The organism is Legionella rubrilucens (assembly GCF_001468125.1).
Classification (GTDB): Bacteria; Pseudomonadota; Gammaproteobacteria; order Legionellales; family Legionellaceae; genus Legionella_C; species Legionella_C rubrilucens.
On the sequence record NZ_LNYT01000020.1, the window covers coordinates 428,958 to 444,907 of the forward strand.

The window sequence follows — 15,950 nt, forward strand, 5'->3', positions numbered from 1 at the left end:
TGATTGTCATGAAACAATTTACACGTACTTTTCTGTTGGCTTTAGTCTGGTTTTCCTTGTTAGTGGTTCCGTATGCCATTACCTTCTATGTTTGTTACAGCGGTCTTTGTGGTGGGCCGGGTATTGCGTCCCATTATGTCTCCATCGTCGGCTATTACATCTGGCTTTACCCTTTGATTGTTTTCGCCAGCCTGTTTTATGCCCGCAGATTGAATAAAGCATCACGTCCTGACAAGTCCATTATGGCGCTGTTAATTCCGTTTGTCTGCCTGTTGCCGCTCCTGTATGTGATTTATCATACGGGCAGCCAAGCCAACTACAATAAGTTGCAGGCCAATATGTATAATATTCAACCTGATGATTTTGTCTGTGCACCGGAACAATTTGTCAGGCACCCCAAAAGCAATCCGTATCTTGATGACATTTTTTATTTTTTTGAGGGCAAACGCGGTCATTATGGCGTGGCATGGAGTATTTATTCCTACCCCACACGCGAAGCACTTGCCGCAGCATTAAAAGAAAAAGGGATTGATCTGGCGCAGTGCAAAAACCCCAAAGGACAGGGGGTATAACCCCCAGACTCTACTGGCTCTTTGACGATTGTGGAAAAATCACGCGAAATCCTGGCTCAAGAATTTGCCCGAGAGGATTTTTGGATATCTCACTGTCAAACACACGTTGACGCAGCCAGAGTAATTGCTGAAAACTGGCATCAACACCCCGTTCTGTGCGTAACAACTGCCGCACCGACTGGCGATAGTGACGAATAACGTTCTGCCATTCATTGCTGTTTTTCATTGTGAGAAAACGAGCTAATTGCCTGCCTGCAGCCAGGTGTTCAGCCTTGTTTAAATTCACAATAAATTCATCCTGCCAACCTGACTTATTCTGTAACGGCAGACGGGTTAAAAGTTCACAGCGTGTTTTGGAAAACACAGGATGCTGATAGTCAATCATCAGTACCGCCTGAACGAAGTGCTTATCAATGATTTTATCCAGAAGCATCTGGCGAATGGCCTGCTGGTCATTATAGCCCTTAACCGGTGTAAGCCAGGGATGATCAGCATCCTGTAAGGACGTTTCGGGAAAATGCATACCCCATTGATTCAATAAGGAGGCATACCGGGGCGTGGTTAATGAGGACTTGATCTGACCGAGCAAGGGATTGAGCCAGAACGCCGAAGGGATAGAAACCCGGGAATTTTTAAAACTGGATTCGAGATTAATTTCAGTGGTACAAAAGAGGGGTCGAAGCTGTTCCTGTAAACTTAAGTGCTTGACAAAATGTCGCATTTTATCGGATTGACGCAGTTTCTTCATTCCTTTTTTGGCATCGTTTGCCAACAAACTGGCTTCGCTTACCTGAAACAGCAGGACGGTGGTTTCCTCATCAAGTCGATTGGGTGCGAACTCCAAAGGTCGGGATACTGTCCACCAATCATTGTGAGGCGCATTGATTTCCTTAAGAATAGGGCCGCCTGAATTATGGCAGGCCGAGCAGCGCATACGCTGGCCGAAATGGGGTTGATCCGGAGGGTTCTGGCGGTATAAAAAACGGTTGTCGCGATAAGCATCTTTCGAATTTCCACGATAAAACCAGCGGGTTTGACCGCCTTCAATCCCCCGTAATTCATAAAAATTATACAGCGCTTTTTCGTTATCCCAGGCGATAACTTCTATCACTAATTTGCCCGTTTCAGCCTGTTGATCAAGATGAATGAGCCCTTCTTTCTGGTCGGTGAAATAACCAATAAAGAAATCACCGTGCCCTACTGAGGTACCATCCCGCATCGAACCAAAAATGGAAGTAAAGAAGCTGAAGCTGCCTTGTGCAGGATTGTTGCGGCCACGGTTGGCAACCAGACTTATTTGCTGATTCAAGCCATTGTCACGCAACAGGGAAGTGAAAGCAGTAATCGTTTCAGGGCAAGAGGCGCTCGATGAAACCAGTGAAAATAAAGGGTCGTGTTGGATGGCCAGGGTATTATTCTTGAAGTAAATCGGGCAGTGGGCGTGACTGAGGGATACAATACTCAGCAAGAAGAGCAGGTGTTTCTTCATCTTTTTCAATGCAAGATAATAATAGGCGTAATGTATTGATTATTAAGTGGTTAGTAAAGCATTAATTTTTTATTTTTGAAGCTTAAAAAAAGCAATAAAGGCTGTCCTGTTTCTACGGGAGACGCCCATTTGATCTATAATTATAAGAGTAGTCGCTTTGCTGTACGATAATGGTTAAAGAACTGATTGAACAAGGGGCTATTTCTTTTTCTGTAAAAAATCAAGCTATAAATTACGCAGAAAACCATCGCATCCTTCACGACGAGGTGCCGCTTGGCCTTGCCCTTTTTTTTAATCGTCTTGCCCGAGCCGAATCGTTAACCACCGATGAATTGAATGGTTTTTTTGCCGAGCTCGCGGCCATTGAAAAGTGCAGGATGGCCCTGCACGATCTCTTCATCGGTCTGGTTAAAGCCATGGCCGTGAATTATTACCTGTCGATTGAGCCCACCATGACGGCGTTGGTTCAACGGATAGAAACGACGATACAGCAGGGTTTGCCTTTGCCGGTTATGAACGAGGACAAATGGCAGCAGTACCTACCTCTGTTAAACTACCTGCTGCTTACCCGCGATCCCCGTCTGCAACTGGTTAACATCACCCCGACCATGGATTTTCCTGGACAGACGCCCTATGCGAATCAGATCATTCAGTATGATTTGGTCTTTGCCTTTAATGCGTTAGCGTTATGCAATGTTTTTTTAACCCATAAACCCTATTCGCATTGGGATTTGACCAAGCCGATTTTGCCGCCTGGTTTTAAAAAAACCACCAAAAACATGGCGAACCCCAACGAGTATTTTCCGTATAAAAAACGGTTCAAAATACATGAAGGCCGCGTGGGTGACACCTTCTTTTATGCAACCGATGGCAAGAAAATCCTCTGCACCCAACTCCAAAGCCGACGCCATTACAAACCCGATAAAGGAAACAACCTGTCTTCTCACACGTAATCTGCCAGAGCCGCGCTCCCTTGTAAATGTTAATGATAATCATTATCATTTAATTTTGCCCTGAGCCTATGCTTTGATGTTGAAAAAAATTGCCTTGGGAGGTTTGTTTATCCTGTCGGCCAGTTCAGATGCCGCCTTGCCTCATCCGTTTCAAAATGAGCGATTCGCTTACCAGGGGCATGTGTTTTTTAATGTCAGTGATTCAGCACTGGCAGGAGAGCGTTATTTACTCAATCAACAATTATCCAATGTCAAGCTTGAGTCCGATTGGGCTTTCTCTGAAAAAAGCCAGATTAAGGGCTTGTTGATTTACAACACCCTGCCCACGCCAGTCACCCCCGAATTGTATTTTGAGCAACTCTACCTGGATTTGCACGAGCCCGCCCTGGCCAGGTTTTACTTCAATGCCGGTAGAAAATGGCTTCCTTTCGGCAGTTATAAAAATGACCTGATTTACAAGCCTTTGACCAAGGCCATGGGTCAGACGAATGAGGATACGATAATCATGGCCTTTGATAACCGCTTTTATGGCAGTGTGTCGCTGTTTTCGCCTCACTCACGTGTTCGTTCTTCAAGGCTTGATTATTATTACAATCTCAATACAGGTTGGCACAATGACGATTACGATGTGGGTTTCAGTTATCTCTATTCATTCGCTGAGAGTCAATTGTTTCAATACAACAAAGGATTTGGAGGTTACCTGTTTTCGACGATCAATAGCCATGTGCCGGCAGGCGCGGCTTATGTGAATTGGCATTATCGCAGCTATTCAACCTACCTGACCTTCATTTCGGCTTTGCGGCCCTTTGAGAGCAATGAACTCGCCTACCAGAACAAAGGCGCTGTACCCAAGGCTTTGAGCGTGCAAGGCGGTTATGAGTTCCAGGTCAGGGCGGTTCAAGCCAAAGCCAGTGTTTTTTATGATCAATCCTTTGAGGCCCTGGCCTTGCAATTGCCTGAGAAACGAGCTGGAATCGGTCTGGCATTGTTTCCAAAGCCTTACCTCACCCTGCAGTTGCAATATTTTAAAGACATTAATTACAAGCAGTCTGTGATGGCTTCAGGGCTTAATCGGCCGGTTAGAGGTTACCGTGGCAATCGGGATACGTTTGCCTTGCAGGCTATAGTGAATTTTTAAATGGAAGGCATGGTTCCCCCGCTGGCGCGGGGGATGACTGAGAATTGCGCGACCCTATACGCGGCATTGAGTGGTCATGACGCCCACTTGTGCAAAGGCCGTTTTAAAGGTTTTCAAATCCAGTTTCAAATCGTTTGCGGCATACAAAACACCGCAAGCCCCATTTTTGAAATCGGTGGTTGGCGTCCAATAACGGGTGTTGGCGATGACCATGGCATGGTAGGCTTTTTTGATGCCGATTTTTTGGGATAACAGATAAAACGCTTTGTTAAATACGCCGCTGGCCGTGTGAACAATGAAACTTTGCTGGTCCTGTGGATCGGCGATGCGTGATTTGGCGAACGCCACCAGTTCGGGGTAACTGATTGCGCAATAGCTGCCGCTGCTGCGAGCAATTGTCTTATCCAGACAATCCGCCGAACTGCCATCCGAAGAAGGATAATCCATAAAACGCAATGCTTTACCAAAAGAATCCTTCACGATAGTCTCACCAATCCCCCAGGTCACTGCCGTGGGATTTAAATTGGTTTTGCTGAATAGCAAGGGATTTTTTTCTAACAGGTAAGCGCGGGTGGCCTGACCTCCCATATCCGATAAGGACTCATTGAGCGCTCCGGATTGATCATGGTATTCAAGACCCGCGTGTTGCTCGGTAAAGCCATGGGTAACCTCATGTCCGGCGACATCAAGCGAAACCAGGGGATAAAAATCGGTGCCATCGCCAAATGACATGGCCTGACCATCCCAGAACGCATTGTCATAACCGTCACCGAAATGAACACGCATAACGAGAGGTATGGGCTTGCCTCGCGTGTTCTGCAAGGCATTGACACCGTACCAGTCTTGGTACATGTCAATGATGGTATGACCGAAATAGTAGGCATCATCCGTAGGCGAATAGGCGCCGTTGACTGTTTCTTCGATGTTGGTATTGCAGGGATATTGATAGGGAGTCATGATTTTGTCGTCCCAATCCCACCTGGAATTTAAATTAACCAGGCGTACTTTCGAATCATCCATGATGCAGGTGTCGCCGCGCTGAGTCACTTCCAATGCCGGCAAGCCGTCTTTACCATACCAATACTCATGAACTTTCTCATTTCCTCCAGGGCCGGTATCACCGTAGGTTTTGACATCGTTCCATTGACTCAAAACAGCGCCGGATTGTGCGTCAATGACAAAGGTCGGCTGCGCCGGTTTGTTGCCCTCGACGGTCTTAAAGGCAACCAGATAAACCAGACGGGGCGTATGGGGTTCTTCCATACGGATTTGTAATTCATTGCGAATGGGGTGGAGTTCACCGGTATGGGTGGTTTGATAGTCTTTTTTCGCGACCTCAATAGCCTTATCAGCACTGAATGCGGGTTGAGTGTTTAAGTCTAATTCGTTAATCAGCTGGCCGTTTACTTCTCCCTCGGCATTGGCCGCCAGCGCGGTGGTCGTTGATTTGGCAACCATGACCTGGGCGCCAATCACCGGGATTCCCTTGTAGAGTTGCTGAAAACGGGTAATGGTTTTGTTGTTTGCCTGTGTTTGGCTGACTTGTTGCAAGGCATTGTCCTGTGGCGCCGCCTTTTTAGCGGCGGAGACGTTGGCTTGAGGTTGAATGAGGGAAAAGGGTTTTAAACTGGAAAGCGGCGCCTGATAAAGGTCTACGGCGTTACTCGCCGTTAATACAGGGGAGGCGGTACCAAGCGACAAAACGGCTATTTTTTTTAACATATCTAAATCCAAATCAATAGTTAACGCACCCATCATGGCATAAAGGATGACCATGATGCAATAATGTTTATCAGTCTATTCTGTGGAATGATGTTTACTGCCCAAGGACAAAAGCCTGTTGGTGTAAGCAATGGCTAAGGCTGAGATCAGCAGGGTAAGATGAATAAGAACCTGCCACATGACCTTGTCATTGGCCATCCGCGACGGATCAATGAATGTGCGCAATAAATGAATGGATGAAATGCCGATTAACGCCAGGGCCAGTTTAATTTTCATAGCCCCTGCGTCAAGATGATCCAGCCATTCCGGCTGATCGGGATGGGCATCCAAATCAAGACGCGAGATGAAGGTTTCATAACCGCCCATGACCACCATGATGAGCAGGTTGGCAATCATGACCACGTCAATCAGGCTTAATACGCCGAGCATGATTTGATTGTCATCCACCCCATTTAAATGGCTGACAAGATGGTAAAGCTCAGCAATGAAACGGTAGACATACGTGGCTAAAATAACAATCAGGCCGAGATACAGGGGCGCCTGAAGCCAGCGGCTCATAAAAATAAAGCGGCCCACCGCTTTCTTCACTGTGTGCATAAAGACAATACCCATAAGAACTGATAAGGTCTTTATAGTACTGCCTTTAAACGGGGATTGGCCAGTTTTTTAGTAAAAAATTAGAGCAGATAACGAATAACTGCTATCTTTCTATAAACAGACCGTGAAGTGATGATCATGCACCAGATTACGCTGACCTATGATGAATCCATGGTTCGTAAAGCCATTTTCCGCTTCTGGAAAAGAACGGTTGGCCTGGTCTATCCGGTTGCTCTGATCATGATGACCTTGATTTTCTTGATTCTGCTTTATCAGGGCAACCGTTCCTGGTGGATTGGGGCGTTAGGGGCGGTCCTCCTTATCAGTTTTTTAATGATTTTAACCCTCTACCTGGTGCATTTTCGTAATGCCTGGCATAAATTCAGGGAAATGGGCTCGCCCGTGGCGTCGTTTATTGTGGCAGAAAACAGCGCAACAATCTCTTCCAGCGCCGGCACCAGCACCTTTCCCTGGTCCGCCATTAAAGAAGTATGGCGCTATGATGATCTGTGGTTGCTCTTTTTTTCAAAGAGCCAATTCATGACTTTTCCAAGCGCACAGGTCAGCGAAGAAGTCCAGGACTACATCCTTCACCACATTCAACAGGCGGGAGGCCGTATTGACTAGGCGCGCGGCAGGTGTCTCGCGATATCCCGGGTCAGGAGAGTCAGGTTATTGTTCATGCTGGTGACCATGGTATTGGGGTTCACCACGGGCAACTTCTCCGTGTAGGCTACTTTGTATTTTTTAAAGGGTTCATCGCCTTTATAAATCACATATTCAGCCTGTAAAATGCTTTGTCCTTGTGCGGTCACTTTGTATTGGGAAATATCGACCTGCAATTGATAGTTGGGTTTGAATTTAATATCCCAGGGCGCCAGTTCAACAAGAGCACCAGACAAAAAAGTGGACAGATTGGTTTTAATGACCCGCTTGACATTGCCCCGGACCTCTTCTGCCCATTGAAAATCTTCCTGTAATTCACTGAGGTTAGGTGTGTAATAAATACTTAACTGCGGTTTATCAAGGTAATCCGGTACGCTGACTCGTTCGATCCCCAGCCTGACATGGATGTATTGATTGCTTTGATTCACCGGCCCTGAAACCGGATTCAATACATAATAGGACGGATCTTTGCTGCGCGAACAGGCGGTAAGAATCAGACTTGCACTGAGGAGTAGTCCTAAGGTGCGCTTCATGATTTACCCCGCAGCAGGGATTCAGGGTGACGGGAGAGGTAATCGCTTAAGTTGCGCACCGAATAAGCGGCTTTGGCTACTTCCCTCATGCTTTCATTAAAGTAGACAAAGGTCCCCGGCATGCGTTCGGAGATGGCGATGGCTAATTTATCAATGCTGGCCGCCATGTCCTTAATAGCGACAATGGTGTCTTTGAATTCTTTGGAACGAATTAAATTACTGATATCGCGTAAGGTCTTACGTGCAGCGCGCAAGGTATCATTGGCTGTCATGTCGTCTTCGTTAGACGTTTCGGTTGGGAACATTGAATAGCCGTGGAAGGTTCGAATCAACGGCGTTGTTCTCTGTTTGTTTTCCGAAGGCACCAATTCAATGCTGGCTGTGCCGGTGAGGATATTGGGCGCGGTGATTGTCGCCACGATGCCGTTATCAATCAGGATTTGAATGGGGTTGTCTTTCTGGACGAAGGACTTTTCGACGAAAAATTCAACATAAACTGGAATGGCCACATTGGATTTGGATTTATTCGCGGTCAATTCGATGCGTTTGACCTCACCGATTTTAACGCCGCGGTACGTGATGGGGGAGGTCACATTCAAGCCGTTTAAGGAGCCCTTGAAAAACATGGTATAGGTTTCCACTTTACCATGCATGTATTCTTTGTACATAAAAACCAGACTCAGCGCAGCAAGCACGATGGCGCCAAAAACAAATATGCCAATTCCTATGTAGATGCGTTCCTGACGTTCCCTGGGCATGCTTTTCCTTACCGATGGCTATGAGAGATATAATTTTAATATAACGCTGACAGTAATTAACCAAAACAACCCGCGTGTAATGATGCGTGACACGGCTTTTCTCGTAGGTAATATTCTATTGGCCACATCATAATAATAATAACCTGCCGTGAAACTGGCAATGGTTGCATAGAGGATAGTCTTACAGAGTGAATTCAATAAATCAGCCAGAGTAATGACATCGCTCAAACGGATTAAATACTCGTTGATATCCGCCTTGAGGTAATAATAGAAGGTTAAAAAAATGCTGGTTAAAAATCCTAAAGAGACATAGGTATAAAGCAGCAGCGCCGTGACATTGAATCCGGCGACAAGGGGAATGATGTTTTCAAGCAACACCTTTTGCGGATCTTCATGGAGGCTTGGGTGATAAAAATCGATGAGGTTCAAACCGCACTGAGTACAAAGAACAAAGCCAATAGTTAATGGGGCGAAATCATGAATGACGGTATTCTGGGCAATCAGCATGCCTTGATGCTGAAGGTTATACGAGGCCAGCATGTAGTGAATACTGACGGCAAGGGAGGTACCCATCAACATGCTGACAAAAAGCAGGGGAATCACGACCCAGGTTCCGGCTCGCAAGGTTGCAATAAAGGATTCGCGCCAGGTGATGGCGTTCCAGTTACACAGCAGGCTATAAAAAAAATGACCCAAAAACACAAAGAAGAACACAGTGGATTGCAATAAGGCGCCTGCTTTTTCGCCAGTGCGTTGAAATAGAATCAATGCCATAAAATCCCTTGACTATCCTTAATCGGCAAAATAACACCCCCATAGTACACGTGAGTGCCTGATTATTCAAAGGAACATCGGTGCGACCGGGATGACAGGTAATATTCAACAGGCTTAAATCAAAAAACCGTTTTGCTTAGCGATAGGAGCCGATAGTCAAAGGGAGCGTCAATTTTTCTAGCTCTGCTTCTTCCTCCGCTGGCTTAAAAAAGGCAGTGTCCTTGACCGTGGTTAAGGTGAACAGAAATTTACTTCGGGTGGAGGGGCTGTTTATTACGCCAAGCGTTGCGTTGGCGTGTATTTCCTTTGGCGCCACAAGTTCAATCTCCCGGTTATGAATGGCCTCACAGACGGTGGCTTTTTTTTCCACAATGCTGGTGAGGCATTTTTTTTGGTATTTACAGTAATCATCGGCTTTTATTGATTGATAATAATGGTAGCCTAAATAGAGACTGATGAAACCCGCTATGCCAATACCAATGAGAAAACCCGCCGGTCCAATGGTCATGCCCGCAACGGCGGCGGCTTCAAAAGCGGTTAAAACCGCGTTGACCCCGAGAAAATAAGTGCCGAATAAGGTCGTGCAGATTAACGCCGTAGTATTGACCGCGTCGCGAATAAGCAGGGCACGGTTTTTGTTGATGTACTCAGGGATCCGTTGTGTCTTGATAGCCAGGCCGTTTCGTTCAAGCAGCAGATCGGCTGTTTTGTTTTTTAACGCATAAAGGCAGCAATATTTTTTATTTTTAAGTTCGTCTCGATGCAACTCTTTGTAATTGGCATAAATAAACAGGCCGCCCATTAAGAGAGAGAGCAGGGCCATAATGCCTGTACTTATCAACAGGGAAATAACCCCCAGGGTCACGACGCCAATAACGCTCCATAACAAGATCAAGGGATAGCTTGAGGAATCAGTCAGCGGGAGGGATATGGCTTGCAGCAGTTTATTCTTACGACGCATTTTCGGAGCTATCCTGTGCCCGTAGGCAATCAGGGCATCGACGGTTCCCTCGTCCAGAAACTCGTAAAGATCATTTAACTTGTTCGAGTTTAATAGTTGCCGCAACTCACTGTTATTTAATTGATTTAATTCCGACATGGTTATCAATTAACCATCAAGGTCATGTAAGTGGCTTTGCCATTATTCAGTATTTGCCAGGTCATTTCAATAGTGTAAAGGGGGGGGAGCCGCATAGCACGGCTCCTCTGACTTATTGAAGCGCGGGGGTTGCATTGAAGGAAACGTCTTCCTGCGCTTCTTCTTCCTCCGCACTGACATAACTGCGACCCATGATTTCGCAGGCGCGTTTTTTGTCCTTTTCTTCAAGATAAGCCGCAATGGCTTCAACCGGATTTTTATAAACGTCGTCTTCCTCTGAGTCATCCGTTGCCAGGGTATTGAATTCCATGGGGCATTGGCTTTCAATTTTCCAATTGTCCACCATCGCCATGTAGAGGGTATTCAAGAGGACTTCGCCCTGCCTGATTTGGTCAAGCAGGGTGACCTCATACTGATTTCTGGGAATAGAGAACAGAAAGCGCATATACCCTTTCCAACCCGGAAGCTCCGTCAGTGGTTCTTTGGGGGCTGGGGTGGAAAAGGCCTGATAGCTGGAGCGGATAAGCGCAATGAGCGCCTGGCGGTAAGATTCATAGTGGGTTGGTAATTCGGCATTGATAAATAACCACTCCAGGCGCTGGAGCCGTTTACAAAGCGTTCGGATTCGAGGCAAATGTTCCTCAGGCAGCGTCACCCGTCGTAAGGTGTCTTCCGAGAGGGCTTCGATTTCCTGAGGAGGGAGAGTCCAGCGTAACTTCACCGCGGGATCGGTGCCGTCACGAAAATGAACGATTGTTTTATCCGACTTCTGATGGGGTGTCAAAGGGCCTTCGCTGTGGAGTGCAAGAGGCTCCATGATGCCGCTGTAGCGGGGGATGGTAGGATGTTTGCCATTTTCCGTCAGCCGGGCAATCTGGCTGGCAGTCAATACCCCTTCCAGCAGGCGTATTGCCTGAGATTTGCAGGTATGAGACTGGCTTAACGAAGGGCCTGACCAGGTCAGCGAGGGATTGATTTCAAAGGGTTTTAAACGCGGCTCGCGGCCCTCATTGCTGGCGCGAATCTTTTCAGTTTCATAAATTAAGGCGGACCATTTTTCGTAAGCATAGACTCGCTTTTTATCGGCGGCCTTTAATTTAAAAAATTGGGCGGTTTCCTGAATAGTGTCTTCCTGCTCCTGCATCATTTTTTGGCATTTAGCCTGCAAGGCAAGGAACTGTTCCATCGTTAATTCAAAAGTAACGCCGTGCATCCCGGAACCAAAATCCATGAACCGGGTTTCTTCCGGACGAAGCATGCCGTGATTGCCATTCATATCCACATCAAATCCGACAAGCAGCTTGAGTTTCGCTGTCCAGGTATTGCGTGTGGTGGTGGGGACGCCATAAAATCCATAAGTATTGACAACCTCTATAGGCGCTTGATTGCCTTGCAAATCATCCCATTGAGACAGAATAAAGGCGCTATGCCATAAAGGATTGCTGGTTTCGGTATCGAAGGCACAATAAGTCACTAAATATTTCATTACATCATCCTTAATTAGTTGTGGAGCCCGATCAGGTACGGAGCTTAATCGATGACTTTAAACCGCAAAAGTTACCCCCATCGATTACAATATCATTGAACCTTATTTTTTGACAATGGTGGTTATTTGATCAGAGTTGGCAGTTAATTTCCCTGCCAGGGGCAAAAGATAAAGCAGCAGGGGAATTTCAAGATAGGCATGAAAAAGGGCAGCGATGCCATAGACTTGTCGGGTGACTGAGAAGGCATAGAAGAAAAAGGCGGTGAATAATACGAAAACGGCCAGTACTGGTAAATGAGCAGACAATGTCATGCCGGCACGGTTTGGCAGCACCCGCAGCACAAAATAATAATGAATCATTTGCAGATAAACGGCTGCCGCAAACCAGGCGATGGTCAGGGTGTTGTAAGACGAGTTCAGGATGTAATGAGACAAGAACTGGTGGATTTCCTGATGAGAAAAAACAGGCGCATCGACCGTCAGGAAAAGAGCCAGGAGAAAAACAGCGCAAGGATTGACAATAAAAATAATCCAGGCTCGCGATGATGCTTTTTGTACTGACAGAAAGCCCCAGGGGGTCAGGTTATGTAAAAAAGCGAGAATAACTAAAAGCAGGGCTGCATTGAAAATCAGCAGGCTTGTGAACACCGCCAGGACGAGACTGGTCAGCCAGTGGGTGCTGTAATAAAGGCACAGAAATAAAAGAGAGAATAAACAAAAAAGTTCGAAAAGCGTCATCCCGGGAAGAGGGTGTATCAGATGAAACATTTTCACAATGACTAAGAAAGAGAGTATGCTTACCACGAGAATCATGAACGACGCGGGTAACTGCGTGGCAATGTGTTTGCGGATATAAACCAGTTCGTAATAGACATGAGGCGCCCCCAATAAACTGAGGGATAGCAAGTAGGAGCTAAAAGGAAAAATGGATGCTGACAGCATAAACATGACCACCACACTGCTCGTGACTGTATTGTGTGAGTTGGCTGCTTTTTTACTGATTATCAAACGCTTTGTCCCCAAAAAAGAATTCTGGCTATGGATAGCCTTTATTATAGGATTAAACTGTGTGACCAATCCATTGGCCCAGATAGCCTTTAATTATCTGGAACAGACAACGCATGCACCGACCCTGAGCTGGATCATGACTGAGGCGGCTGTCATTCTGGTCGAAGCCCTGCTGATTCGTATTGCCATGTTAAAGCCGCTGAAATCGGGCCTCGGTTATTCCCTGATCTTAAACGGCAGTTCAATTATTATCGGAGAACTATTGTGCTGGTTAAAATTATTGCCTGCCTGTGCCTGATGCTGGCTTCGGTCACGTCGGCATACGCTGATTTGATTGAGCCATCCATTAATGTGAACTTCGTGGAAGGGTACTTTGGCGGCTTCGGAAAATTATCCCTGTCGGCGGTTGTTTTCGGTATTGCCGTGATTGTGCTGGTCGCCGGATACATCCGTAAAAAAAGGTAGCCGCAATCAGCGGTGTAAAAACCTCCCTCATCCCCGTTTTGACTTTTCCTCAAGCGTTGTGATGGGCGACCAGGAACCTGTTTCTCATTTGAGGCTTCACCGATTATGCAGTAAACGGTGTCTCATCTGCTCAAAATGCTACAGACTGCCAGGGTGTCCATTGGCTTGCACAGGGGGCTTCTTGATCGTTCTCGGTTTGTTGAAATCGAATAAAGGCTTCTCGCCTGGCTGTATCAAAAACCACGGTGTAATAAGTGACGCTGGGATCACTTTGATAGTGAGGATCGGTGCCGCAATAATGCACCGTCGCACCGGGAACGGCCTGCAGGGTATTGAGTTCTTTTTCCATGATGCCCTTGAGTGTCTCTACGGAGCTGTTCTGTCGCGCCCGGGCCAATTCCGTTAGATGAAGGTAACGTTCGGCCGAGAAACTGGGCGTCTGCTGGCCATGGTCGTGGCCCAGGTAGAGCGGCCAATTCAACAACCGAAACGTGTTAGCGGCCACCAGGAAGTCCCTGTTATTGTCCAGTTCCGGTTCAACAGTCTCTGCCTCGCCGGGTTTGCGTGAACGAATTTTAAACACATCTTCCGGGAGTTGATCGAGGGGATAATGCCCCTGGACTTCATTATACGGCGAGGCTTCGAAGGACAGCAGATCATTTTCTTTTGGACCGGCAATATTCACCAGGTAACCAAAATCCGGCGCCGTGTGACGGACCCAGTTAGACAATTGATCAAACTGACTTGTCTTAAACATTTGAATCAGCATCTGACCGAAATAAGTTCGTCTTTGAAACACCTTGTACTCATTGCCAACACTGGCCCCGGCATTGATGGCCATAAAATAACCCTGGTCATTCATGAACGTCGCGGCGGAAATCAGGCCCGGTTGCCCAATGCTCATGACGCGATGAGGGTAACGATCGTTGTCCTGGTGTTCAAAAAGAATAACCTGGGGGTAGCGGGTGGTCATGGCCAGATAGTCTCTGGGGTAATCGAAATTACGTCCTGCCATCACCGCTTTATCCGTTAAAGCCAGAAAAGAGCAGGAATCAACAGAAGGACCGTTCTTAAATTCTTTGGCGAAGAGAGTCAGAATAATGCTCTGATCAAGGAAAATAAAATCATCGATGGTCAGACCATGGGTTTTGGCAAAATCGCTGTTGGCCTCGCCCTGTATAAATTCATAAAGTTCAGGCGGGTAGCGCAGTCTGGCTTGTTTAAGCCACATTTTCACCAGGCGTTCGAATTTCCGTTTTTTAACCGGATCATCGGGGTAAAGACTCTGAATGGATAAGGCTTTTTGCGCAATCAGTTTGTCTGCCGTTTTTTCGGCATATTGTATGCCCATGTCATAAAACGAACCGTGAAGTTCAAGGCGCTGCACAGTCGTTTGACCATACAGGTTCAGGCAGGGCATCAGGCAAAGCCAGGAGATTAAAATCCTTTTCATTGGTTTCATCCAAAAGACAATGGCGGGCATTTTAACGAAACGGCGCAACACCCGGGAGAGGTATAATCTACTTCTATAATTAAAGAAAAAGCAACAGGGATAGTCTTAATGAAACGGATTGTGATTTGCTGCGACGGCACCTGGAATTTGCCCGATGCCATGTTTAATGGGCTGCCGTTGAAAACCAACGTTACAAAACTCGCTGAAGCTGTACTGTATGATTACAAAGGCATTCAGCAGATGATGTTCTATGACACGGGTATCGGCACGCATGGCAACGCGTTCATCCGAATTTACGATGGCCTGACCGGCTATCGCTTATCGGAAAACATGCTCAAGGCCTATCGTTTTCTGGTGCAGAATTATGATGACGGTGACGAATTGTTTCTATTCGGTTTCAGCCGCGGTGCATTCACGGTGCGGACCTTAGCCGGTATGATTCGCAATTGCGGCATTTTACGGCGTAATCAGATCGATAAAATGGATCAGGGCTTTAAGCTTTACAGTGCCCGTACCTTGTCGTCTCATCCCCGTCTGGTGGAATCGACCCTGTTCCGCCGTTCCTATGCGGTCAGGGATCGAACGCCGATCCAATTCATCGGGGTCTGGGACACTGTGGGCGCATTGGGCAACCCCTTGTTGCTTAATGGTATTTTAGCTCCCCGCTACCGTTTTCATGATTATAAATTAAGCAGCATGGTGAACCATGCATACCATGCGGTGGCCATTAATGAACAGCGGCGACATTTTCAGCCGGCCTTGTGGGAAAAAGATAAAAACGATACCCAGCAGACCATGGAACAGGTGTGGTTTGTGGGTGTCCATTCCGATGTCGGCGGCGGCTATAGCGCCACCGGTCTATCGGATATTGCGCTTCAATGGATGGCGGATAAGGCGAGGCATGCGGGTCTCGGGCTGTCTGAACTCACCATCAAGCCTGATTTAATGCAGCCCTGCGCTAACTCGCGTACCGGCCTGTACCGGCTTATCCCGCCCTATTCCCGGCCAATCGACCATCCGGCGGGGGAAGGAAAGGAAACCTGTGAAATGCTTCATCCTTCCGTTTTGCAGCGTTACAAGTCCGATGCGGACTATCGGCCGGCCAATTTACTGCAATACCTGCAAAAAAACCCGCAATTGTTAAATTAATATTGTTTTATCCCCCTTACAAAAATATCATGGGATTTCATCCATAAAGGAGTAAGGGATGTTTGACAGGGTAAAAGGATTTACAGGG

17 protein-coding genes are annotated in these 15,950 nt (G+C 46.9%); 7 read left to right on the forward strand and 10 right to left on the reverse strand.

The window, feature by feature from the left end; genetic code table 11:
- Positions 1 to 8: 8 nt before the first annotated feature.
- Entirely contained in the window at positions 9 to 572 is a 564-nt protein-coding gene (locus tag Lrub_RS09695; RefSeq protein WP_133134049.1) for a hypothetical protein, read from the forward strand.
- A 10-nt stretch (positions 573 to 582) separates the two neighbouring features.
- Here Lrub_RS09695 and Lrub_RS09700 read toward each other — a convergent pair whose 3' ends face one another.
- Positions 583 to 2,061, reverse strand: coding sequence for a hypothetical protein (locus Lrub_RS09700; protein WP_058531909.1), 1,479 nt, complete (start codon positions 2,059 to 2,061; stop codon positions 583 to 585).
- A gap of 170 nt (positions 2,062 to 2,231) precedes the next feature.
- Here Lrub_RS09700 and Lrub_RS09705 point away from each other — a divergent pair, with 170 nt between their 5' ends.
- Both Lrub_RS09705 and Lrub_RS09710 read left to right on the forward strand, forming a co-directional pair.
- A complete protein-coding gene (locus tag Lrub_RS09705; protein ID WP_058531910.1) occupies positions 2,232 to 3,014 on the forward strand; it encodes a hypothetical protein in 783 nt (260 codons plus the stop codon).
- A gap of 76 nt (positions 3,015 to 3,090) precedes the next feature.
- Positions 3,091 to 4,152: an LbtU family siderophore porin gene (locus tag Lrub_RS09710; protein WP_133134048.1), complete on the forward strand. Its 1,062-nt coding sequence runs from the start codon at positions 3,091 to 3,093 to the stop codon at positions 4,150 to 4,152.
- Positions 4,153 to 4,206: 54 nt separating this feature from the next.
- Here the strand turns inward: Lrub_RS09710 and Lrub_RS09715 are convergent, their stop codons facing one another.
- Together Lrub_RS09715 and Lrub_RS09720 are read right to left on the reverse strand one after the other, a co-directional pair.
- Entirely contained in the window at positions 4,207 to 5,874 is a 1,668-nt protein-coding gene (locus tag Lrub_RS09715; protein ID WP_058532274.1) for a M4 family metallopeptidase, read from the reverse strand.
- Between the two features lie 75 nt (positions 5,875 to 5,949).
- The gene (locus Lrub_RS09720) at positions 5,950 to 6,471 is read right to left on the reverse strand and encodes a TIGR00645 family protein (protein WP_058532275.1); all 522 of its coding nucleotides are present in this window, start codon (positions 6,469 to 6,471) and stop codon (positions 5,950 to 5,952) included.
- Between the two features lie 138 nt (positions 6,472 to 6,609).
- Here Lrub_RS09720 and Lrub_RS09725 point away from each other — a divergent pair, with 138 nt between their 5' ends.
- The gene (locus tag Lrub_RS09725) at positions 6,610 to 7,098 is read left to right on the forward strand and encodes a YcxB family protein (protein WP_065235761.1); all 489 of its coding nucleotides are present in this window, start codon (positions 6,610 to 6,612) and stop codon (positions 7,096 to 7,098) included.
- Here the strand turns inward: Lrub_RS09725 and Lrub_RS09730 are convergent.
- The 6 genes from Lrub_RS09730 to Lrub_RS09755 form a co-directional block, all read right to left on the reverse strand.
- Positions 7,095 to 7,670, reverse strand: coding sequence for a PqiC family protein (locus tag Lrub_RS09730; RefSeq protein WP_058531912.1), 576 nt, complete (start codon positions 7,668 to 7,670; stop codon positions 7,095 to 7,097). The genes Lrub_RS09725 and Lrub_RS09730 overlap by 4 nt on opposite strands.
- The gene (locus Lrub_RS09735) at positions 7,667 to 8,428 is read right to left on the reverse strand and encodes an MlaD family protein (protein ID WP_058531913.1); all 762 of its coding nucleotides are present in this window, start codon (positions 8,426 to 8,428) and stop codon (positions 7,667 to 7,669) included. Before Lrub_RS09735 ends, Lrub_RS09730 begins: the two co-directional genes overlap by 4 nt.
- An 18-nt stretch (positions 8,429 to 8,446) precedes the next feature.
- Complete coding sequence (locus tag Lrub_RS09740; protein WP_058531914.1) at positions 8,447 to 9,202, reverse strand: ABC transporter permease; 756 nt, start codon at positions 9,200 to 9,202, stop codon at positions 8,447 to 8,449.
- 136 nt (positions 9,203 to 9,338) lie between these two features.
- On the reverse strand, positions 9,339 to 10,301 hold the full coding sequence (locus tag Lrub_RS09745) for a hypothetical protein (RefSeq protein ID WP_058531915.1): 963 nt from the start codon (positions 10,299 to 10,301) through the stop codon (positions 9,339 to 9,341).
- Positions 10,302 to 10,413: 112 nt separating this feature from the next.
- Positions 10,414 to 11,787, reverse strand: a complete 1,374-nt coding sequence (locus Lrub_RS09750) for a hypothetical protein (RefSeq protein ID WP_058531916.1) — start codon at positions 11,785 to 11,787, stop codon at positions 10,414 to 10,416.
- Positions 11,788 to 11,889: 102 nt separating this feature from the next.
- Positions 11,890 to 12,693 carry a hypothetical protein gene (locus tag Lrub_RS09755; RefSeq protein WP_133134046.1) on the reverse strand — a complete coding sequence of 268 codons (804 nt, stop codon included), beginning with the start codon at positions 12,691 to 12,693 and terminating at the stop codon, positions 11,890 to 11,892.
- A 19-nt stretch (positions 12,694 to 12,712) separates the two neighbouring features.
- On the opposite strand from Lrub_RS09755, the gene Lrub_RS09760 reads away from it, so the two are divergent.
- Together Lrub_RS09760 and Lrub_RS14805 are read left to right on the forward strand one after the other, a co-directional pair.
- A complete protein-coding gene (locus tag Lrub_RS09760; RefSeq protein ID WP_156413038.1) occupies positions 12,713 to 13,093 on the forward strand; it encodes a hypothetical protein in 381 nt (126 codons plus the stop codon).
- The gene (locus Lrub_RS14805; RefSeq protein ID WP_133134045.1) at positions 13,060 to 13,260 is read left to right on the forward strand and encodes a hypothetical protein; all 201 of its coding nucleotides are present in this window, start codon (positions 13,060 to 13,062) and stop codon (positions 13,258 to 13,260) included. The genes Lrub_RS09760 and Lrub_RS14805 overlap by 34 nt, the downstream gene beginning before the upstream one ends.
- A gap of 130 nt (positions 13,261 to 13,390) precedes the next feature.
- On the opposite strand, the gene Lrub_RS09765 is transcribed toward Lrub_RS14805, so the two are convergent.
- On the reverse strand, positions 13,391 to 14,713 hold the full coding sequence (locus Lrub_RS09765; protein WP_058531919.1) for a C45 family peptidase: 1,323 nt from the start codon (positions 14,711 to 14,713) through the stop codon (positions 13,391 to 13,393).
- Between the two features lie 108 nt (positions 14,714 to 14,821).
- On the opposite strand from Lrub_RS09765, the gene Lrub_RS09770 reads away from it, so the two are divergent.
- Positions 14,822 to 15,862 (forward strand): DUF2235 domain-containing protein, encoded by a 1,041-nt coding sequence (locus Lrub_RS09770; RefSeq protein ID WP_058531920.1) that lies wholly within the window; start codon positions 14,822 to 14,824, stop codon positions 15,860 to 15,862.
- Positions 15,863 to 15,950: the final 88 nt, after the last annotated feature.

What these genes read in the sequence shown, in the direction of transcription:
- Lrub_RS09700 (WP_058531909.1), bottom strand. Translation starts at nt 2,061, where the DNA reads ATGAAGAAACACCTGCTCTTCTTGCTGAGTATTGTATCCCTCAGTCAC.
- Lrub_RS09740 (WP_058531914.1), bottom strand. Translation starts at nt 9,202, where the DNA reads ATGGCATTGATTCTATTTCAACGCACTGGCGAAAAAGCAGGCGCCTTA.
- Lrub_RS09770 (WP_058531920.1), top strand. Translation starts at nt 14,822, where the DNA reads ATGAAACGGATTGTGATTTGCTGCGACGGCACCTGGAATTTGCCCGAT.
- Lrub_RS09750 (WP_058531916.1), bottom strand. Translation starts at nt 11,787, where the DNA reads ATGAAATATTTAGTGACTTATTGTGCCTTCGATACCGAAACCAGCAAT.
- Lrub_RS09730 (WP_058531912.1), bottom strand. Translation starts at nt 7,670, where the DNA reads ATGAAGCGCACCTTAGGACTACTCCTCAGTGCAAGTCTGATTCTTACC.
- Lrub_RS09715 (WP_058532274.1), bottom strand. Translation starts at nt 5,874, where the DNA reads ATGTTAAAAAAAATAGCCGTTTTGTCGCTTGGTACCGCCTCCCCTGTA.
- Lrub_RS09710 (WP_133134048.1), top strand. Translation starts at nt 3,091, where the DNA reads ATGTTGAAAAAAATTGCCTTGGGAGGTTTGTTTATCCTGTCGGCCAGT.
- Lrub_RS09745 (WP_058531915.1), bottom strand. Translation starts at nt 10,301, where the DNA reads ATGTCGGAATTAAATCAATTAAATAACAGTGAGTTGCGGCAACTATTA.
- Lrub_RS09720 (WP_058532275.1), bottom strand. Translation starts at nt 6,471, where the DNA reads ATGCACACAGTGAAGAAAGCGGTGGGCCGCTTTATTTTTATGAGCCGC.
- Lrub_RS09765 (WP_058531919.1), bottom strand. Translation starts at nt 14,713, where the DNA reads ATGAAAAGGATTTTAATCTCCTGGCTTTGCCTGATGCCCTGCCTGAAC.
- Lrub_RS09735 (WP_058531913.1), bottom strand. Translation starts at nt 8,428, where the DNA reads ATGCCCAGGGAACGTCAGGAACGCATCTACATAGGAATTGGCATATTT.
- Lrub_RS09725 (WP_065235761.1), top strand. Translation starts at nt 6,610, where the DNA reads ATGCACCAGATTACGCTGACCTATGATGAATCCATGGTTCGTAAAGCC.
- Lrub_RS09695 (WP_133134049.1), top strand. Translation starts at nt 9, where the DNA reads ATGAAACAATTTACACGTACTTTTCTGTTGGCTTTAGTCTGGTTTTCC.
- Lrub_RS09705 (WP_058531910.1), top strand. Translation starts at nt 2,232, where the DNA reads ATGGTTAAAGAACTGATTGAACAAGGGGCTATTTCTTTTTCTGTAAAA.
- Lrub_RS09760 (WP_156413038.1), top strand. Translation starts at nt 12,713, where the DNA reads ATGGATGCTGACAGCATAAACATGACCACCACACTGCTCGTGACTGTA.